Source organism: Streptomyces sp. CBMA152 (genome assembly GCF_014596475.1).
In the GTDB taxonomy this organism is placed as follows: domain Bacteria; phylum Actinomycetota; class Actinomycetes; order Streptomycetales; family Streptomycetaceae; genus Streptomyces.
In genome coordinates, this window is record NZ_MECJ01000029.1 from 531,928 (window position 1) to 551,752 (window position 19,825).

The 19,825-nt window shown below is 71.8% G+C and carries 17 protein-coding genes; 7 read left to right on the forward strand and 10 right to left on the reverse strand.

Features of this window, described 5'->3' with window-relative positions:
- The first annotated feature begins 150 nt into the window (after positions 1 to 150).
- Positions 151 to 1,773: a chaperonin GroEL gene (gene groL / locus BG418_RS29550; RefSeq protein ID WP_188277038.1), complete on the forward strand. Its 1,623-nt coding sequence runs from the start codon at positions 151 to 153 to the stop codon at positions 1,771 to 1,773.
- Positions 1,774 to 1,850: 77 nt separating this feature from the next.
- Here the strand turns inward: groL and BG418_RS29555 are convergent, their stop codons facing one another.
- From BG418_RS29555 to BG418_RS29565, 3 genes are read right to left on the reverse strand one after another with little or no spacing between them, the layout of a single operon-like run.
- Entirely contained in the window at positions 1,851 to 2,324 is a 474-nt protein-coding gene (locus BG418_RS29555; protein ID WP_188277039.1) for a hypothetical protein, read from the reverse strand.
- A gap of 46 nt (positions 2,325 to 2,370) precedes the next feature.
- Entirely contained in the window at positions 2,371 to 3,288 is a 918-nt protein-coding gene (gene murQ / locus BG418_RS29560) for an N-acetylmuramic acid 6-phosphate etherase (protein WP_188277040.1), read from the reverse strand.
- A gap of 41 nt (positions 3,289 to 3,329) precedes the next feature.
- Entirely contained in the window at positions 3,330 to 4,250 is a 921-nt protein-coding gene (locus BG418_RS29565; RefSeq protein ID WP_188277041.1) for a MurR/RpiR family transcriptional regulator, read from the reverse strand.
- 101 nt (positions 4,251 to 4,351) lie between these two features.
- Here BG418_RS29565 and BG418_RS29570 point away from each other — a divergent pair, with 101 nt between their 5' ends.
- Positions 4,352 to 4,723: a hypothetical protein gene (locus tag BG418_RS29570; protein WP_188277042.1), complete on the forward strand. Its 372-nt coding sequence runs from the start codon at positions 4,352 to 4,354 to the stop codon at positions 4,721 to 4,723.
- Positions 4,720 to 4,989, forward strand: a complete 270-nt coding sequence (locus tag BG418_RS29575; protein ID WP_188277043.1) for a DUF4031 domain-containing protein — start codon at positions 4,720 to 4,722, stop codon at positions 4,987 to 4,989. The genes BG418_RS29570 and BG418_RS29575 overlap by 4 nt, the downstream gene beginning before the upstream one ends.
- Positions 4,990 to 4,993: 4 nt before the next feature.
- On the opposite strand, the gene BG418_RS29580 is transcribed toward BG418_RS29575, so the two are convergent.
- Positions 4,994 to 6,199, reverse strand: coding sequence for a Cmx/CmrA family chloramphenicol efflux MFS transporter (locus tag BG418_RS29580; RefSeq protein ID WP_188277282.1), 1,206 nt, complete (start codon positions 6,197 to 6,199; stop codon positions 4,994 to 4,996).
- A gap of 131 nt (positions 6,200 to 6,330) precedes the next feature.
- Positions 6,331 to 6,996, reverse strand: a complete 666-nt coding sequence (locus BG418_RS29585; RefSeq protein WP_188277044.1) for a hypothetical protein — start codon at positions 6,994 to 6,996, stop codon at positions 6,331 to 6,333.
- Between the two features lie 98 nt (positions 6,997 to 7,094).
- Between BG418_RS29585 and BG418_RS29590 the strand changes: the two genes are divergently transcribed.
- Entirely contained in the window at positions 7,095 to 8,357 is a 1,263-nt protein-coding gene (locus tag BG418_RS29590; protein ID WP_188277045.1) for a hydrolase, read from the forward strand.
- Positions 8,358 to 8,422: 65 nt separating this feature from the next.
- Here the strand turns inward: BG418_RS29590 and BG418_RS29595 are convergent, their stop codons facing one another.
- Entirely contained in the window at positions 8,423 to 10,945 is a 2,523-nt protein-coding gene (locus BG418_RS29595) for a cation-translocating P-type ATPase (protein ID WP_223185542.1), read from the reverse strand.
- Between the two features lie 207 nt (positions 10,946 to 11,152).
- Here BG418_RS29595 and BG418_RS29605 point away from each other — a divergent pair, with 207 nt between their 5' ends.
- Positions 11,153 to 11,842 (forward strand): copper homeostasis protein CutC, encoded by a 690-nt coding sequence (locus tag BG418_RS29605; RefSeq protein WP_188277046.1) that lies wholly within the window; start codon positions 11,153 to 11,155, stop codon positions 11,840 to 11,842.
- Positions 11,843 to 12,073: 231 nt separating this feature from the next.
- Here the strand turns inward: BG418_RS29605 and BG418_RS40625 are convergent, their stop codons facing one another.
- From BG418_RS40625 to BG418_RS29620, 3 genes are all read right to left on the reverse strand, one after another.
- Entirely contained in the window at positions 12,074 to 13,297 is a 1,224-nt protein-coding gene (locus BG418_RS40625; RefSeq protein WP_262928618.1) for a DUF2993 domain-containing protein, read from the reverse strand.
- A gap of 157 nt (positions 13,298 to 13,454) precedes the next feature.
- Complete coding sequence (locus tag BG418_RS29615; protein ID WP_188277048.1) at positions 13,455 to 14,129, reverse strand: hypothetical protein; 675 nt, start codon at positions 14,127 to 14,129, stop codon at positions 13,455 to 13,457.
- A 233-nt stretch (positions 14,130 to 14,362) separates the two neighbouring features.
- Positions 14,363 to 16,438 (reverse strand): HelD family protein, encoded by a 2,076-nt coding sequence (locus BG418_RS29620; protein ID WP_399000767.1) that lies wholly within the window; start codon positions 16,436 to 16,438, stop codon positions 14,363 to 14,365.
- A 310-nt stretch (positions 16,439 to 16,748) separates the two neighbouring features.
- On the opposite strand from BG418_RS29620, the gene BG418_RS29625 reads away from it, so the two are divergent.
- Both BG418_RS29625 and BG418_RS29630 read left to right on the forward strand, forming a co-directional pair.
- On the forward strand, positions 16,749 to 16,925 hold the full coding sequence (locus BG418_RS29625) for a hypothetical protein (RefSeq protein ID WP_188277049.1): 177 nt from the start codon (positions 16,749 to 16,751) through the stop codon (positions 16,923 to 16,925).
- A 174-nt stretch (positions 16,926 to 17,099) separates the two neighbouring features.
- On the forward strand, positions 17,100 to 18,194 hold the full coding sequence (locus BG418_RS29630) for a glycosyltransferase 87 family protein (protein WP_188277284.1): 1,095 nt from the start codon (positions 17,100 to 17,102) through the stop codon (positions 18,192 to 18,194).
- On the opposite strand, the gene BG418_RS29635 is transcribed toward BG418_RS29630, so the two are convergent.
- The gene (locus BG418_RS29635) at positions 18,140 to 19,789 is read right to left on the reverse strand and encodes a DNA repair helicase XPB (protein ID WP_188277050.1); all 1,650 of its coding nucleotides are present in this window, start codon (positions 19,787 to 19,789) and stop codon (positions 18,140 to 18,142) included. The genes BG418_RS29630 and BG418_RS29635 overlap by 55 nt on opposite strands.
- Positions 19,790 to 19,825: the final 36 nt, after the last annotated feature.

Here is a 19,825-nt window from a genome sequence, read left to right on the forward strand (position 1 = left end):
AGCACTCTCCCAGTGAGAGTGACAGAAGGACTGGGTCGGCGAGGCCCGCAGGCCGGGTGGGGCAAGGAACCACACGGGCAGGCAGGCCGTCCGTCGCGGGCGCCCACACAGTCCCTTGCCATCCACCCCAGTCCGGGAGGACCACTTCACATGGCCAAGATCATCGCGTTCGACGAGGAGGCCCGGCGCGGCCTGGAGCGCGGCATGAACCAGCTCGCCGACGCCGTCAAGGTCACCCTTGGCCCCAAGGGTCGCAACGTCGTCCTTGAGAAGAAGTGGGGCGCCCCCACGATCACCAACGATGGTGTGTCCATCGCCAAGGAGATCGAGCTGGAGGACCCGTACGAGAAGATCGGCGCCGAGCTGGTCAAGGAAGTCGCGAAGAAGACCGACGACGTCGCCGGTGACGGCACGACGACCGCGACCGTCCTGGCCCAGGCGCTGGTCCGCGAGGGTCTGCGCAACGTCGCCGCCGGTGCCAACCCGATGGCGCTGAAGCGCGGCATCGAGAAGGCCGTCGAGGCCGTCTCGGGCGCCCTGCTGGAGCAGGCGAAGGATGTCGAGACCAAGGAGCAGATCGCTTCGACGGCCTCCATCTCCGCCGCCGACACCCAGATCGGCGAGCTCATCGCCGAGGCCATGGACAAGGTCGGCAAGGAAGGCGTCATCACCGTCGAGGAGTCCCAGACCTTCGGTCTGGAGCTTGAGCTCACCGAGGGCATGCGCTTCGACAAGGGCTACATCTCGGCGTACTTCGCGACCGACATGGAGCGCATGGAAGCCGCGCTCGACGACCCGTACATCCTGATCGTCAACTCGAAGATCGGCTCGGTCAAGGACCTGCTGCCGCTCCTCGAGAAGGTCATGCAGTCGGGCAAGCCGCTCCTGATCATCGCCGAGGACGTCGAGGGCGAGGCCCTGTCGACCCTGGTCGTGAACAAGATCCGCGGCACCTTCAAGTCCGTCGCCGTCAAGGCCCCGGGCTTCGGCGACCGCCGCAAGGCGATGCTGAACGACATCGCCATCCTCACCGGCGGCACGGTCATCTCCGAGGAGGTCGGCCTCAAGCTGGAGAACGCGGGCCTCGACCTGCTGGGCCACGCCCGCAAGGTCGTCATCACCAAGGACGAGACCACCATCGTCGACGGTGCCGGTGACAGCGAGCAGGTCGCCGGTCGCGTGAACCAGATCCGCGCCGAGATCGAGAACTCGGACTCGGACTACGACCGCGAGAAGCTGCAGGAGCGCCTGGCGAAGCTCGCCGGCGGTGTCGCGGTCATCAAGGCCGGTGCCGCCACCGAGGTCGAGCTCAAGGAGCGCAAGCACCGCATCGAGGACGCCGTTCGCAACGCGAAGGCGGCCGTCGAGGAGGGCATCGTCGCCGGCGGTGGCGTGGCCCTGCTCCAGGCCTCCTCGGTCTTCGAGAAGCTGGACCTGTCGGGTGACGAGGCGACCGGCGCCAACGCCGTGAAGCTCGCCCTGGAGGCCCCGCTGAAGCAGATCGCCGTCAACGGTGGCCTTGAGGGCGGCGTCGTCGTCGAGAAGGTGCGCAACCTGGCCGTCGGCCACGGTCTGAACGCCGCGACCGGCGAGTACGTCGACATGATCGCCGAGGGCATCATCGACCCGGCGAAGGTCACGCGCTCCGCGCTGCAGAACGCCGCGTCGATCGCCGCGCTGTTCCTGACCACCGAGGCCGTCATCGCCGACAAGCCGGAGAAGGCCTCCGCGGCCGCTCCGGGCGGCATGCCGGGCGGTGACATGGACTTCTGATCCTTCCCTGAAGGATCGGTGGCCCGGTTACGTACGGAGGGCGGCACCCCACGCCGGGGGTGCCGCCCTTCGGCGTGTCAGCAGGTTCCGTCGGTGACGTGCGTCTTGAGCACCGCTTGGCCGTTGCCCAGCGGGGTGACGGTGAGGTGCATGCAGAACGCCGCGTCCGTGCCGGGGCCGGTGATCTCGTACGCCGACGGGTCCTTGCCCTCGCCGCGTCGCACGAGCGGGTCGGCGAACCACTGGGCCGCGCCCGTGTTCTTCATGGCGTCCACGATCGTCTGCCGGTAGTCGAGGCCGGAGTACCTGTCGGACGGATCGAAGTTGGGCTGGGTCGACCCGTCCAGGTCGTGCGCCGCCTGGTGAGTGGCGTCGCGCAGTTCGCCGCTGCTCCAGTTCGACTGGTCGTTCACGACGTACATGCCGACGCCGATGGCGGCCAGACCGAGGAGGGTGAGGCCGATGCCGAGGGGACTCTTGGGGCTGTAGCCCACCCGTCGTCCATAGCCGACTCTGAAGACGGGTTCGGGTTCGCGGTCGGACGTGGTCATGACGCGATCGTAAGGCGCGGGCGGGGCGCGGGATTTGGTGCCCCGGCTACGTGAGCGCGGCCCGCAGATGGCCATCCGCCCGCTCCAGGCGCCGCGTCGCCGTCGCCGCGTCGACGTCCGCGAGCAGCATCAGGATCGCCGTCTTCACCTCGCCGTCGGCGGCCACCAGGGCCGACTCGATGGCGTCGTCGCTCGCGTCCGTGGCCAGCGCGACGATCCGGCGGGAGCGGGCCCGCAGCTTCTCGTTGGAGGCGCGTACGTCGACCATGAGGTTCCCGTACGTCTTGCCGAGGCGGATCATCGTGATCGTCGAGATCATGTTGAGGACGAGCTTCTGGGCGGTGCCGGCTTTGAGGCGGGTGGAGCCGGTGAGCAGCTCCGGGCCGACCACGACCTCGATGCCGTGCTCGGCGGCGGCCGCGAGCGCGCTGTCCGCGTTGCAGGAGAGCCCGATGGTCAGCGCGCCCAGGGCACGCGCGTGCTCGACCGCGCCGACGGCGTACGGGGTGCGGCCCGAGGCGGAGATCCCGACCACGGTGTCGTCGGCGTCCAGCCCGAGTCCGTCCAGGTCGGCCGCCGCCAACTCCCTTGAGTCCTCGGCTCCTTCGACCGCCTCGACCATCGCGGACGGGCCGCCCGCGATCAGCCCGACGACCCGCGAGGGGTCGGTGGCGAACGTCGGCGGGCACTCGCTGGCGTCCAGCACGCCAAGCCGTCCGGCGGTGCCCGCGCCCGCGTAGACGAGGCGCCCGCCGCGCGCCATCCGCTCGGCGGTGGCGTCGATCGCGGCGGCGATGCGCGGGAGCTGGGCTGCGACGGCGGCCGGGACGCTCGCGTCCTCGCCGTTCATGATGCGGGCGATCTCGGCGGTCGGCAGCCGGTCGATGTCGGCGAGCTCGGGCCGGAACGCCTCGGTGGTCAGATGGGCGAGCTGGGCGCGGAGTTCCCCGTAGGCGGAAGTCATGGAAGTGCGCTCTTTCCGTACGTGTGCGAGGGCACCCGTGGTCAGCGGGTGCGCGGGCCGTGGCGGTGGGCGAGTGCTTCGTACGACGCGGCGAGGGCCGGGGCCGCCGTCTCGTACGTACGCTGGGCGACGCCGATGAACAGGCAGTCCACGACGAGGAGTTGACTCGTCCGGGACGACATCGCGGCCGGACGCAGCTCGCTCTCGCGGGCGGTCGAGGTGGTCAGTATGTGGTCGGCGTACTGGGAGACCGGGCCGTCGGGGCGGCCGGTGATCGCGACGGTGGTGGCGCCCCGGTCGAAGGCGACGCGTAGCGGCTCGATGACGTCGCCGGTGGAGCCGGAGTGGGTGATGGCGACGGCGGCGTCGCCGGATCTGAGCTGCACGGCGTTGGTGACCGCGAGGTGCGGGTCGGTGTGGGCGTGCGCGATGAGCCCGATCCTGAGCAGCTTCTGGGCGAGGTCCTGGCCGACGAGCGAGGAGGCGCCAACGCCGTAGATGTCGACGCGGCGGGCCTGCGCGAGGGCGGCGACGGCCGCGCCGAGCTGAACGGTGTCCAAGGCGGCGGCGGTGTCGGCGAGGGTCTGCTGCTCGTCGTGGGCGAGCTTGGCGACGACGTCCGCGATGGGGTCGTCGACCGCGATGTCGGCGGTGACGGCCGGGGCGCGCCCCGACTGCTGCTGGGCCGCGAGCCCGGCGAGCGCGAGGCGCAGATCGCGGTAGCCGGGGTAGCCGAGCAGGCGGGCGGTGCGCACGACGGTGGCCTCGCTGGTCCCGGTGAGCTCGGCGAGCCCGGTGACCGTGAGCGCGGCGCACCCGGCCGGATCCTGCGCGACGGCCTCGGCGACGCGCTGCATCGAGCGGGTCATGGAGGGCGCGAGGGTGCGCACCTTGGCCGCGAGGGCGGCGGGCGCGGGGGGTGCGGTGCCGCCGGTGAAAATTTCCTTCACGTCATCGGTCACCCCTGGAAGGTATTTTCGCGGCGGGGGCGGGTCAAGAGCGCGGGCAGCGGGCCGCAGGGGGCGGGGGTTCTCACCGGGGCCATCGGGGTGACAATGAGGGCATGGACGACGTCGACCCCCTGGAGCAGTCCCTGCACGCCGCACGCGCCCTCGTGCTGGCGGATCTGGCCGCGCGCGACGTGGCCCAGGCCGATGTGGTCTCGCTGGTCGAGGACGCGGTGACGCACCGCCGCTGGTGGGTGGAGCAGTGGCCGGACGGCGCGGAGTTCGTGGCCGGTCTGGTCGCCCAGGACGTCCAGGACGCGCTCCTGGAGAAGTACGGACGCTGGCCCATCTGCCCGGTCTGCGACGCCGGGGACCCGCACGCGCTCGACGTGGAGCCGGAGCTCGGCCCCGACCCGCACTGGGTCTGCGGCAAGGCCGGGGTCACGGTGGCCCCGGTCGGCGGCCTCGGCACGGGCCCGGTCGCGTGACGGTCTACATCGACCCGCCGACCTGGCCGGGCCACGGCCGCCTGTGGTCGCACCTGGTCAGCGACGTGTCGTACGAGGAACTGCACGCGTTCGCGGAGTCCATCGGCTGCCCGCCGCGCGCGTTCGAGCGCGACCACTACGACATCCCGTCGGAGCGCTACGAGGACGCGGTGCGGGCGGGGGCGGTGGAGATCGGCTCGAAGGAACTGGTGCGCAGGCTCACGGCGGCGGGGTTGCGGCGGCCCAAGGGGCGGGCCAGCGCGTAACGCGTCAGACGTGTTCCGCCACGGACTCGGCCTTCGCCGGTACGGACCGGGCCACCACCCGGGAGCGGGAGTTGTGCAGGCGCAGGGACACCGTGACCAGGGCCAGGGCCGCGAGCGTCATGGCCGCGCCCGACCACGCCGTCGCCCGGTAGCCGAGGCCCGCGCTGATGACCGCGCCGCCGAGCCAGGGGCCGCCCGTGTTGCCCAGGTTGAAGGACGACGTGGTGGTGGCGCCGGCCAGGGTGGGGGCGGCGCCGCCGACGTTGAACATGCGGGCGTTGAGCGCCGGGGCCGTGTAGAACGCCGAGACGCCGAGCAGGAACGACAGGACTGTCGTGGCCACCGGGTGCGCGCCGAACAGGGCCAGGGCCACCAGGAACGCCGTCGAGGCCGTGATGCCGCTGAGCAGCACCCCGAAGAGGTGCGCGTCCGCGACCCGGCCGCCGATGGTCGTACCGATGAGCGCGCCCGCGCCGAAGAGACCGAGGATCGCCGGGACCCAGCCGGAGTCGACATGGGCGACGTCGGTGAGCAGCGGCTTGAGGTAGCTGAACGCGCAGAACACGCCGCCCGCCGCCAGCGCCGTGATCGCGATCGAGAGCAGGACCTGCGGGTCGCGGTAGATCCGCAGTTCCGTGGTGAGCTGCGGCTTCTCGGCCGGGAGCGGGATACGGGGGATGAGCGTCACGATACCTACGAGGGCGATCGCGGAGGCCGCGCCGACGGCCCAGAACGCGGCCCGCCAGCCCAGGTTGTCGCCGAGCACCGCGCCGAGCGGGACACCGAGGACGTTGGCGATCGAGAGTCCGCCGATCATGACGGCCATGGCCCGGGCCCGCGCGTTCACCGGCACCATCGCGATGGCCACGGCCGCGCCGACCGCCCAGAACCCCGCGCAGGCCAGCGCGCTCAGCACCCGGGAGACGAAGAGCAGCGCGTAGTTCGGGGCGAGCGCGCCGCCGACCTGGCCGAGCCCGAACGCCGTGATCAGCGCGATGAGCGTGGTGCGGCGCGGCAGCCGCAGCGTCGCCACCGCCAGCAGCGGCGCGCCCACCACCATGCCGATCGCGAACGCCGAGATCAGCAGCCCGGCCTGCGGGATCGACACGTCCATGTCGTCCGCGATGGCGGGCAGCAGCCCGGTGAGCATGAACTCACTGGTGCCGAGCGCGAAGACGGAGAGGCCGAGGATGTAGACGGCCAGCGGCATACGGGGACGGGCTGTGGCGTCCGTGGGGGCGGTTTCGGGCGCGGCGGCGTGATCGGCGGAGGAGGGCATATCAGGTGTCAACAGGGCTGATGCCCATTACATTCCTGCCCCGCGAGCCTCATGCGTATCGCCTACGTCAAGAGCTCCAGCTCCGACGTCAGGTTCTCGCGCGCCCGCGCCTCCCACTCCCGCATGCCGTACGGCGTACGGAACAGCCTCGGCAGATCGAGCAGCTGGCGCAGGACCGCCGCGCGGCCCGCCCGGAACGCGTCGTCCGGGACGAAGGCGTACTCGGCCCGCACCGCCGCCGCGTACGCCGCGTACTCCTCCGGGTCCCCGGCCAGCACCGCCAGGTCCGCGTCGCACAGGACCTCGCCGTTGGTGTCGCCCTCGTGCGGGTCGTGTGTGACGGTCAGGCGGACGAGCCGGGCGACCTCGGCGGTGGCCTCGGGGTCCAACCCGGCCTCGGGCAGGGCGCGTTCGGCCAGGCCCGCGCTGCGCTCCTCGTTCTCCGAGCGGTCCGGCCGGTACACCGCGTCGTGGAACCAGGCCGCGAGCCGTACGAGCTCGGCGTCCTCGGCGTACTCCGCGAGCGTGTCGACGTGGGCGAGGACCGCGGTGAGGTGGGCGGTGGTGTGGTACCTGCGGTGCGGCTCGGCCCAGGCGGCGAGCAGGCGGTCGGCGTACGGGGCCGGGTCCGGGGCCTCGCCCTGGCGGGCGGCGTCGAGGGTACGGGCCCAGCGGGCACGGAGGTCGTCGAGGGCGTCGCGATCGGTGGGGTCGTCGAGGTCGGCCATGAGGGGGAGCGTAGTCATTCCTCCCTCGGGGTATCCCCCGCACCCGGTCGGGGGACTGCCGGATGGGGGCCGGGGGCCCGGTCCGGGAAGGTGGTCGCATGGTTGCTCACGTTTCCCGCAGGAGCCTGCTGGGCGCCGGTGCCGGTGCCGTACTCGTGGCCGCGACCGGTGTCCCGGCGGTCGCGGCCGCCGGACCCGCGCCGACCCCGTCTTCCGGGGGCGTGCGGCTCTCCCTGCCCGCGCCCACCGGCCCGCACCCCGTCGGCACCGTCTCCCTCCGGCTCGTCGACCGGAGCCGCCGCGACCCCTGGGTGAGCACCCGCCCGTACCGGGAACTGATGGTGAGCGTGCGCTACCCGGCCCGGGACGTACGCGGCCACCGGCCCGCCCCGCAGATGCTCCCGGGCGCGGCCGCCGACTTCGACCGGCTCAACTCGCTGGACGGGGTGCCGAGCGGCAAGGTCGACTGGGCGGCGACGCGCAGCCACGCGTACACCGGAGCGCCCGTCGGACGCCACGGCCTCCCCGTGGTCCTCTACTCGCCCGGCGCGGGCGACCCCCGCACCCTCGGCACCACGCTCTCCGACGAGCTCGCCTCGCACGGCTTCGCGGTGGTCATGATCGACCACACGTATGACGCCGGGGCGGTCGAGTTCCCGGGCGGCCGGGTGGAGCGCACGGTGTTGCCGCAGGAGTACACGGAGGCGGACAAGGCGGGACCGGCGGCGGTCACGGCGCTGCTGAAGAAGGCCGTGGAGGAACGGGTCGCGGACACCTGTCACGTACTGGACCGGCTCGGCGATCTGTCCGCCGCCCTGCCCGGTGGCTCGCGCGGCACCCTGGACCTGTCCTCCGTCGGGATGTTCGGCCAGTCCGCGGGCGGCTTCACCGCCGCGCTGACCATGCACGACGACCGGCGGCTCAGGGCCGCGCTCGACATGGACGGCGTCCTGGGCAACGTCCAGAACGACGACGACCCGGCGAGCCCCTCCCCGGTCGGCACGGACGGCCTGGACCGGCCGCTGCTGCTGATGGGCAAGGACGGCAACGACCACCACACGGTCCCGTCCTGGGGCGCCACCTGGGACCACAGCAGCGGCTGGCACCGCGACCTCATGCTGCGCGGCGCGGAACACGCGAGCTTCACCGACCTCCAGTCCCAAGTGCCGCAGATCGGCCGGGAGTTGGGGCTCACGCGGGAGACCGTCGTCAAGAACGTCGGCACCGTCGACCCGGCCCGCTCGGTCGCGGCCCAGCGGGCGTATGTGTCGGCGTTCTTCGACCGCTGGCTGCGGGGCGGGGACGGGAGTCTCTTCGACGGCCCGTCGCGGCGGTGGCCGGAGGTGTGGTTCGTGAAGTGAGCGTACGTATACGGAAGGTGGCCCCGAGGTCGGAAACCCCGGGGCCACCTTCGTATACGTACGCCTCACGCCGCCTTGAACGTCCGCAGCCGCAGTGAGTTGCCGACCACGAAGACCGAGGAGAAGGCCATCGCCGCGCCCGCGATCATCGGGTTGAGGAGTCCGGCCGCCGCGAGGGGGAGTGCGGCGACGTTGTAGGCGAAGGCCCAGAACAGGTTCGTACGGATCGTGCCGAGGGTGCGGCGGGAGAGGCGGATGGCGTCGGCGGCGGCGCGCAGGTCGCCGCGTACGAGGGTGAGGTCGCCCGCCTCGATCGCCGCGTCCGTGCCCGTGCCCATCGCCAGGCCCAGGTCGGCCTGGGCGAGCGCGGCCGCGTCGTTGACGCCGTCGCCGACCATTGCCACCGAACGGCCCTCGGCCTGAAGGCGCTTGACCACGTCGACCTTGTCCTCCGGCATGACCTCGGCGATCACCTCGTCGATGCCCACCTCGGCGGCGACGGACTCGGCCACCGCGCGGTTGTCGCCGGTGAGCAGGATCGGGGTGAGGCCGAGGGCGCGCAGCCGCCGGATCGCCTCGGCGCTGGTGTCCTTGACCGCGTCGGCGACCTCCAGGACCGCTCGCGCCTCGCCGTCCCAGGCGACGAGCACGGCCGTACGTCCGGCTGCCTCGGCGGTGTTCCGGGCGCGTTCCAGGTCGGCGGGCAGGGTGATCGCCCACTCGGCGAGCAGCTTCTCGCGGCCGACGAGGACCGCGTGGCCTTCCACGATGCCCTGGACGCCGAGGCCCGCGATGTTGACGAAGTCCTCGGGGGTGGGGAGCTGGACGCGTTCTGCGGCGCCGTCCGCGATGGCGCGGGCTATGGGGTGCTCGGAGGCGTGCTCCAACGCGCCTGCCAGGCGCAGGACTTCGATCTGTGTGGTGGTGGGCGCGGTGTGGATGGTCCGGAGGGTCATACGGCCGGTCGTGACCGTGCCGGTCTTGTCGAGGACGATCGTGTCGACGCGGCGGGTGGTCTCCAGGACTTCGGGGCCCTTGATGAGGATGCCGAGCTGGGCTCCTCGTCCCGTACCGACCATGAGGGCGGTCGGGGTGGCGAGGCCCAGGGCGCAGGGGCAGGCGATGATCAGGACCGCGACCGCCGCCGTGAACGCGGCGGTCAGGCTGTGGCCGCTGAGCAGCCAGTACGCGAGGGTGGCCAGCGCGAGGGCGATCACGACCGGGACGAAGACGGCGGAGATACGGTCGGCCAGGCGCTGGGCGGCCGCCTTGCCGTTCTGGGCGTCCTCCACGAGGCGGGCCATCCTGGCCAGTTGGGTGTCGGCGCCGACGCGGGTGGCCTCGACGACGAGGCGGCCGCCGACGTTCAGGGTGGCGCCGGTGACGGGGTCGCCGACGGTCACGTCGACCGGGACGGACTCGCCCGTCAGCATCGACGCGTCCACCGCGCTGCCGCCCTCGACGACCGTGCCGTCCGTGGCGATCTTCTCGCCGGGGTGGACGAGGAAGCGGTCGCCTGCGCGCAGGTCGGTGATGGGGATGCGGCTTTCGGTGCCGCTCTCTGTGTCGAGTACGGTCACGTCCTTGGCGCCGAGTTCAAGGAGCGCCTGGAGGGCCGCGCCCGCCTTGCGCTTCGACTTCGCCTCGAAGTAGCGGCCGGCGAGGATGAACGCGGTGACGCCCGCGGCGGCTTCCAGGTAGATGTTGGAGGCGCCGCCGTTCGCGTTCGCGGTGAGTTCGAAGCCGTGGCGCATGCCCGGCATTCCGGCGTCACCGAAGAACAGGGCCCACAGGGACCAGGTGAACGCGGCGAGCGTGCCGACGGAGATGAGCGTGTCCATCGTGGCCGCGCCGTGCCGCGCGTTGGTGAGGGCGGCCTTGTGGAACGGGTACGCACCCCAGACGACCACCGGCGCGGCGAGCATGAGGCTCAGCCACTGCCAGTTGTCGAACTGGATCGCCGGGATCATGGCGAGCGCCACGACGGGGGCGGCGAGGGCGGTCGATATGAGGAGACGCTGCCGCAGCGCGGCGAGCGCGGTGGCTGCACGGGTCTCTGTGGGGTCGGCCACCGTCGACGTCTGCACGTCCGTGCCGTGCCCACCCGCCCGCCCGTTCGGCGGGGTTGCGTCGGCCCGGGCCCCGGCGGGGTGGTTGTCCGCCGTCGGCGGCCGCACGTCCGTGCGTGGGGCGCCCGCCTGCGGCGGGCCGGGCTTCCCACCCGCCCGCCCGTACGAAGGGGTTGGGACAGCCCGGGTCTCCCGTGGAGGCGCACCCGCCGTCGGCGTCTGTAGCCCCGTTGCGCTCGCCTGCGGCCCCGCCGCCCCCCACCGCGACGCCACCGGCTCCGCCGTATACCCCGTCTTCACCACCGTCGCCACGAGATCCGTCACCCGCGTACCGGAGCCGAAGGCGACCTTCGCCTTCTCCGTGGCGTAGTTGACCGTCGCCGTCACGCCCTCCATCCGGTTGAGCTTCTTCTCGATGCGGGCCGCGCAGGACGCGCAGGTCATGCCGCCGATGGCCAGCTCGACCTCGTCCACCGGTGCGGTGGTCTCGGCGCTTGCGCTTGCGGTGCTGCTGCTCATGGCGGGCGACCCTCCCGTTCGTGTATACCCCTAGGGGGTACCTTCCCTTGCGGGTTCAGGTATACCCCCACCCCGTATAAAACGCAAGGGGGGTCGAGTGCGGATGCCGTCAGTCCTGGTGTCGGCGGTGTGGGTGCGTACTGCGGCGCGTAGGCTGGTATTGGACTAGACCTGTTGACGTGTGGACAGCCGAGGAATTGGGGTCAGATGAGCAACCGCGCACTGCTTGAGGTGATCGCTCTCGACGCGGAGGACGCCGTCGCGGCGCAGGCGGGCGGGGCCGACCGTCTTGAGCTGGTCACCGACATGGCGGCCGACGGGCTGACCCCGTCCCGGGAGGCCTTCGCGGCGATCCGCGCCGCCGTGGACATCCCGCTGCGCGTGATGCTCCGCTCGGCGGACGGGTTCGCGGCGGGGGACGTGGACGCGCTGGTACGCGACGCGCGGGCGCTGCGGGCCGAGGGCGCGGAGGAGTTCGTGCTGGGGTTCCTCGACGACGCCGGGGCGCCGGACATGGCGGCGGTGCGGGCGCTGGTGGCGGAGCTGGACGGGTGCCGGTGGACGTTCCACCGGGCGATCGACCGGGCCGCCGACCGGGATGGTCTGCGCAAGGAGCTGGCGGGGCTGCCGGGGCTCGACACGTATCTGACGGCGGGGGCGGCGGGGGGTGTCGACGACGGGCTGTCGACGCTGGTCGCCGAGGCGGCGCGGTCGGGCGAGCCCGGTTACGAGCCGCGCATCCTGGTGGGGGGCGGGCTGCGGCTCGACCACCTGCCGGTGCTGCTTCGCGCCGGGGTCGACGCGGTGCACATCGGGGGTGCGTCGCGGCCGGGCGGGTGGGACGCGCCGGTGGGGGCGGATGCGGTGGCGGAGTGGCGGCGGGCGCTGGACGGGTAGTCCCCCCACCCCACCCCGCCCGTTCCCTTAACCCTCCGGGGGTGGGTGGGGGTTGAGGTGTGTCTCCCGGGGGCTTCGCCCCCGGACCCCGTCGCGGGGCCTGCTGCCCCTGCACCCCGCTTCGGGGCTCCGCCCCGGACCCCGTTCGTCTGCGGATCGTGCTGGGTTGCTCGCGCAGTTCCCCGCGCCCCTGGACGGGCCCTTCCGGGCCCTCCTTTAGGGGCCCGCGGACTACTTCCCCACCCCCACCTCCACCCCGGAAACCGTCGCCACAACGCCCCCCTCCCCCACCCGCACATCCCGGATCTGCAACTCCCGCGCCTCCCTCGGCAGGGTGAACGAGAACGACAGGCGGTCGGAGAGCTCCGGGGGGCGCATCGCCATCAGGCCCGTGATCAGTTTCGGGTCGATGCCGATCTTCGACAGGAGCCAGGGGTGGTCGGCGACCACGTCGACCAGGTTGACCTGGGTCAGCTGCGACACGAACCGGGGCGTGCCGACGAGTTCGTGGAGCTTCTCCTCGTTCTGGAGGGCCAGGTCCACGTCCTTCTGCGGGACTCCGAGCCGCTTCACCACCGCCGGCACCGACAGCAGCGCCTTCACCCGCGCCGTGTCCCGGCTGATGAGGTCGGCGGACTCGCGGTGCAGGGTCAGACCGCGGTTCCGGCCCGGGCGGTAGGTGGCGACGCCCGGCATGTCGAGGCTCATGCCGTCGATGTCCGTGGACAGGCCGCTGGTGCCGACGAGCCGCACCTGGGCCTCGGCCCGTACGCGCAGCTCCTGACCGGCGATGCTCAACTTGCCGTCCGCGCCGACCGTGTTGGCGTTCACCCGGCTGAACTTGAGCTGCGAGGCCGTCAGTTCGCGGTTCATGTCGTCGAAGGACAGGGTGATCCGGCCGTTGAGGTCGCCGATGACCGCGCTGCGGATGTCGTTCGGCAGATCCCCCGTCAGCCTGATGTCCCGCGCGCTGGCCTGCACCTTCGTGAGCGACACCCGGTCGGCGGCGACATGCGGCACCGTCACGTCCACCCGGTCCAGGTGCTTGTCCAGGACCTGGGTGAGGAACGGGAAGCCGTGGATGTCCACCTGCGGGGCGGCCGCGAGGTGGAGTTCGTCCTGGAGCGCCTTCTGCGCCTTCTTCTCCGCGTACATCGCCGCGCACCGGTCCGCAAGCACCAGGAACCCGACGCACATGACCAGCGCGAACAGCAGCTTGGCCAGGCGGGGGAGCGCGGCGAAGGGACTGCGACGGCGCCGTCGACTGCGCCTGCCCCGGCGGCCGTTCCCGGGGCGCCGGTGGTCGGGCGGGGACCACGGGTCGTCCTCCGGCTCGGCGTACATGATGCCGAGGTCGAGCGGGAGGATCCGGGGCGGTGGCGCGGGGTCCAGATCGGGGTCGGGGTCGGCGAGCGCCGCCAGTTCGTCGTACGGATTGCGGGGACGGGACGGCATGCGTGTGGGGGGTCGCATCACCTCATCCCATCACACGTGCGATCTTCGCATGTACGTGACATACGGATGTGACATCGGCGATACGCGCCTCCCGCCGCCCCACGACCGCGCGGGGGCGGCCGGTTGCCCGACCGCCCCCACCCGTACGGCTACCTGCTTACTTCCAGATCAGGCCCTGGCCGATCGTCATGAACGGGTCGCCCCAGTACTCCGCCGACGCGACCTTCGTCGTCGCCGACGGGGCCAGCGCGATCGCGCAGCCCTCCTGCGTCTTGCCGTTCGTGAAGCCCTGCGGCAGCGAGTCGGAGGAGCACTTCTCGAACTTGCCGATGATCGTCAGGTCCTGCGCCTCGGTGCCGTCGCCGAGGTGGCCCTTGATGTGGCCCACGGAGGCGTACTGAAGGTCGGTGGTGCCGACGTTCTTGACCGAGTAGTGGATGTAGTACGGGACCTTGCCGGCCGCCTTGTCGCCGAGCTTGAGCGGCGCCAGGTCGGCGGGGGCGCCCTTCTCGATCGAGGTGACGGTGAGCGCGATCTCACCCTTGGTGGTGGTGCCGTACTTGAACGGGAACTGCGCCGCCTCGCCGATCTTGAACTGCTGCCCGCCCTTGGCGTCACCGGCGGCCCCGCCCTGATCGGCGGGAGCGCTCGGCTGGGTCGACTGACCGGGCTGCGAGGACGGCGAGGCGGGCGAACTCGGAGCGGTCGTGGGACTCTTGGTCGCCCCGTCCGCGTTGTCGCCGCTCTTGCACGCGCTCAGCGCCAGCGAACCGACGACGACCAGACCGGCCGCACCCAGCGTGGTGGCCCTGCGCATGGCGAAGATGCTCATTGTTCGTACTCCCCCGTGAGACATGGTGACTGTGGAACGCCTGTGGCGCTCTCTGCGAACAGAGTTCCTAGTCCAGAAACGACCGGCTCCGCCATGCCGATGACCGATTTGCGTAGGCCCGTGGCCGATTCATGACCGCTTCAATACCAAAGCGGTACGAGGTCCGTACGGATGCCTCACAGCTTGATCAGCACACCGCGCCGGCCCCAGCCGGCCTCCAGGACCGTGTCCCGCTACGCGCAATCGGTGAGCTGGGGCGGCAGCGGGGCCGTATGGCACACCGTCAATCCCGACACCGCTCGGGTCAGCGCCACGTACAGGCGGCGCAGGCCCGTGCGCTCGTCGGGTTCGCCGTCGACCACGGCGGCAGGCTCGTCGAGGACCACGTAGTCGTACTCCAGGCCCTTCGCCAGCGACGCCGGGACCAGGGTGAGACGGGACTCGGACGTCGTCTCCTCGCCGGGGGCCAGGAACACCATCCCGGCCGCCGTCAGCGCCTCGGCGAGCGCCGGTACGCGCGCGTCCGCCGCGATCAGGCCCGTCGAGCCCTCGTGTGCCAGCGCCTCGCGGCAGGCCGCCAGGACGTCCGCGTCGAGATCCGTGGACTCGCGTACCGCCAGCGCCCCCGGTGTCTCACGGACCGACTCCACCGGTGTCAGGCCCGGTGAGATCGACGGGAGCAGCCGGGACGCGTACGCGATCACCTCGCGCGGCACGCGGAAACCGGCCGTCAGCTCCTCCACGACCGCCTCCGCCTTGCCCAGATGGCGCAGCGCCTCGTCCCAACTGCCCGTCGCCCAGGGCGTGGTGCCCTGTGCGAGGTCGCCGAGGACCGTCGCCGAGCCGGTCGAGCAGCGCCGGCCGACCGCGCGGTACTGCATGGGGGAGAGGTCCTGGGCCTCGTCGATCACGACATGGCCGAGCGAGTGGGTGCGCGCCACCAGGTCGTTCGCCTCGTCGATGAGGACCGCGTCCGCCGCCGACCACTTGGCGCTCTTCACGCTCCGCGCGGGCTTGGCCCACAGGATCGTCTTCTGCTCGTCGGCGCTCAGCACGCCCTCCGCGCTCGCGGCCAGGAACTCCGGGTCGCAGAGCAGCCGAAGCACCAGCTTCGCCGGGTCCACCTGCGGCCAGACCGCCTTGACCACCGCCTTCACGGCAGCGTTGCGCGCCACCGCGTCCTGCACCCGGTCGTCCGGCGCCTCGCCCGCCTGCTCCATCCGTACGAGAACGGCGTGCGCGATCCGCTGCGGCAGGGCCTCGTGAGCCGCGCCGTAACGGATGTCACGGTCCGTCAACTCCTGGACGATCTCGGCCAGTTCATACGCCGGGACCCGCCAGCGGCGCGAGCCGCGCACCACCATCAGCGGCTCGGTGGGCAGGGTGATGTGCGAGCGGACCGCGCGGCTCAGCACCTCGGCCATCCGGGCGTCGCCCTTGATGATCGCGGCGGGCGCGTCGTCGACGCCCTTGACCTCGACGTGCGCCACCAGGTCGTCCACCGTTGCCTGCTTGACCTCCAACTCGCCCAGCGCGGGCAGCACTTGCTCGATGTAGTGGAGGAAGGACGCGTTCGGCCCGATCACCAGCGTGCCCGTGCGGGCCAGGCGCTCGCGGTGCGCGTAGAGCAGATACGCGACCCGGTGCAGGCCCACGGCCGTCTTCCCGGTGCCGGGGCCGCCCTGTACGCACACCGAACCGGAGAGCCCCGACCGTACGATCTCGTCCTGCTCCGGCTGGATCGTCGCCACGATGTCCCGCATGGGACCGACGCGCGGGCGCTCGATCTCCTGCTGGAGCAGCTTGCTGGTCTTCGCCGTCTCCGCGGGGTCGCTGAGGTGCTCGTCCTCGTACGCGGTGAGATCGCCGCCGGTGTACCCGAAGCGGCGGCGCAGCGCGATGTCCATGGCGTCCTTCTTGGACGCCCGGTAGAACGGCTGCGAGACCGGCGCACGCCAGTCGATCACCATCGGGTCGCCCTCGGCGTCGTGCACATGGCGGCGCCCGATGTAGAACCGCTCGCCCTCCGCGCCCTCGGCCTGGTCGGCTCCCGGCGCGTGCAGATAGTCGAGGCGGCCGAAGAACAGCGGGGTGTGCGAGAGGTCGGCGAGTGCCTTGACGCGGTCCTCGATCTGGCGCTCCAGGACGGCGGCGTTCACCCAGTTCGCGGTGACGTCGCGGATGTCCAGGGCCTCCACGTCCTCGCGCATCGCCCGCAGGGCGGCGCGGGAGGAGGCGAGGTGGGCGCGCTCGCGCGCGAGCGGGTCGGTGTCGTGGCCGGGTTCGTCTACGGGTGCGTGCGCGGGCACGGTGCTGCCTCCGGGCTTGCGGTTCACGGTTCGCGGTTCGGCGTACGTCAGGGCGGCCGGCCGGTTTCCGTCCGGGCGGCGGCGCTCCTCGCGAGGAGGCGGGAAGGGGAGATTGTAGTCAGCGGGCCGGGGGCGGTCGAACGGTTTTCCGGCGGCCGGGCGCTCGGCCAGCTCGTTCTCCGGGGTGACCCCTAGGGATCAGGGTCCTACCCGTAGGGGATGGGGTTGGACCAGAGGTGGACATGGGGACCGTCCGGGTTCACCCCGCAGAGCGATGCAACAGGCGTGGCGGGAAACCATCATTGAGTACATGAGCACCGTGACCTTCACCGCCGCGTCCACCGCCCACTCCGACAGCCACAAGGGCCACCACGGCCACCCCGTCGGCAACGCGCTGCGCGCCGCCAAGGCGTTCGCCGGGGCCGCGCTGAGCGTCGTCGTCCTCGGGGAGTACTCCGAAGAGGCGGGCGTGCGCCGCCGCCGCTGAGCCTGACGGCAAGGGGCCCGGTGGTCCCTTAGGGTCGCGGCCGTGAAGTACCGGACCGTGACCACACGTTCACTCCCCGCAACAGGTTTCCCTCTCGCAACAGGCGCGCTGTCGCTCGTCCTCGCCCTGTCGCCCGTCGCGCTCGCGGCACTCTGTATCGCCCTCCGGATCCCCATGGCGGACGCCCTGGTCTACCGGGCGGAGGGCGCGGCCGTCGCGAACGGCACCGATCTGTACGGCTTCACCGTCACCCCGTGGCATCTCCCTGCCACCTATCCGCCGTTCGCCGCCCTCCTCTTCGTCCCGGCCACCTGGCTGCCGCTGTCGGCGCTCAAGGTGGCCTTCGCCGTCGGGAACGCGGCGCTGCTCGCCCTCCTGGTGCGGCTGTCCTGCCGTTTTGCCGGGCTCGCACCCCGCCCGTGGCCCGTACTCGCCGCCACCGCCGCCGGGCTGTGGCTGGAACCGGTCTTCCAGACGCTCCTGTTCGGCCAGATCAACCTCGCCCTCGCCTGCCTGCTCCTGTGGGACCTGACCATCCCCCAAGCTCTTAAGGAGCAGGGGGGACCCCCATCCGGGCGCCTCCGCAAGGGCGTCGCCGTCGGTATCGCGGCGGGCATCAAACTCACACCGGCGATCTTCATCCTCTACGCCCTGCTCAGAGGCAGAAGGCGCGAGGCGGCCACGGGCGCGGCCGCCTTCGCCGCCACCGTCCTGCTCGGCGCGCTCGTCCTGCCCGGCGCCAGCGCGGAGTTCTGGACGCGGCGGCTCTACGAGACCGACCGCGTCGGCAAGGCGTGGATCGTCGACAACCAGTCACTGCAAGGGCTGCTGGCCCGGCTGCTGCACACGCCCGCGCCGGGCGCGGTGTGGTGGGTCGCGGCGGGCGGCGTGGCGGTGGCGGGCCTGTGGACGGCCCGGCGCATGGACGAGCGCTGGGGTGTCCTCGTCGTCGCCGTGACCGCGCTGCTGGTCTCGCCGATCAGCTGGTCGCACCACTGGGTGTGGTGCGTCCCGCTGCTCGCGCTCCTGCTGGCCGAGGGCCGCGTCCGTATCGCCGTGGCCGTCGCCGTCGTCTTCACCGCGCGCACGCTCTGGCTGGTGCCGCACCAGGGGGACCTGGATCTCCATCTCCCCTGGTGGCAGCAGCCGTTGGCGTCCCCGTACCCGCTGCTCGGGCTCGCGGTGATCGGTTGCGCGGCAGTGCGCGCGCGGGCTCAGCCGATGTCGCCCGCGAGCAGCTCGTCCGCGTCGACGATGCGGTACGCGTAACCCTGCTCGGCCAGGAAGCGCTGGCGGTGGGCGGCGAAGTCCTGGTCGATGGTGTCGCGCGCGACCACCGAGTAGAAGTGCGCCTGGTGGCCGTCGGCCTTCGGGCGCAGGACGCGGCCGAGGCGCTGCGCCTCCTCCTGGCGGGAGCCGAAGGTGCCCGAGACCTGGATGGCGACGGTCGCCTCCGGCAGGTCGATGGAGAAGTTCGCGACCTTGGAGACGACGAGCACGCTGATCTCGCCCTGGCGGAACGCGTCGAAGAGCTTCTCGCGCTGGGCGTTGGAGGTCTCGCCCTTGATCACGGGCGCCTTCAAGTGCTCGCCCAGCTCGTCGAGTTGGTCGATGTACTGCCCGATGACGAGGATCTGCTGGCCCGCGAACTTCCGTACCAGCGCCTCCGTCACCTTCCGCTTGGTCGCGGTGGTCGCGCAGAACCGGTACTTCTCCTCGGTCTCGGCGGTCGCGTACGCCAGGCGCTCGCTGTCCGTGAGATTGACGCGGACCTCGACGCAGTCGGCGGGCGCGATGTAGCCCTGCGCCTCGATCTCCTTCCACGGCGCGTCGAACCGCTTCGGCCCGATGAGCGAGAAGACGTCCGACTCGCGCCCGTCCTCCCGTACGAGGGTGGCGGTCAGACCGAGGCGGCGGCGCGCCTGCAGGTCGGCGGTGAACTTGAAGACGGGCGCGGGCAGCAGATGCACCTCGTCGTAGACGATCAGACCCCAGTCGCGCGAGTCGAAGAGCTCCAGGTGCGGATAGACGCCCTTACGTCGGGTCGTCAGCACCTGATAGGTGGCGATGGTGACGGGCCGGATCTCCTTGCGCGTCCCGCTGTACTCGCCGATCTCGTCCTCGGTCAGCGAGGTCCGCTTCACCAGCTCGTGCTTCCACTGCCGGGCCGAGACGGTGTTGGTGACGAGGATGAGGGTGGTGGCCTTGGCCTGCGCCATGGCACCGGCCCCGACCAGCGTCTTTCCCGCGCCACACGGCAGCACGACCACGCCGCTGCCGCCGTGCCAGAACCCCTCGACGGCCTGCTTCTGATACGGGCGAAGGGCCCAGCCGTCCTCGGCGAGCTCGATGGGGTGCGCCTCGCCGTCCACGTATCCGGCGAGGTCCTCGGCGGGCCAGCCGAGCTTCAGCAGGGTCTGCTTGATCTGGCCGCGCTCGGAGGGGTGCACGGCGACGGTGTCCGCGTCGAGCCGGGCGCCGACCAGCGGGATGATCTTCTTGGAGCGCAGGATCTCCTCAAGCACCGGCCGGTCGGTGGTGGTGAGCACCAGACCGTGGACCGGGTGCTTGCTGAGGGTGAGACGGCCGTAGCGCGCCATCGTCTCGGCGACGTCGACGAGCAGCGCGTGCGGCACGGGGTAGCGCGAGAACTCGACGAGCGCGTCCACCACCTGCTCGGCGTCGTGCCCGGCCGCGCGCGCGTTCCACAGGCCCAGCGGGGTCACCCGGTAGGTGTGGATGTGCTCCGGCGCCCGCTCCAGCTCGGCGAAGGGCGCGATGGCACGACGGCAGGCGTCGGCCTGCTCATGGTCGACTTCCAGGAGCAGGGTCTTGTCCGACTGGACGATCAGTGGCCCGTTCACGCGGTGCACCCTCATTCCGTACGTACGTGGAGGCGG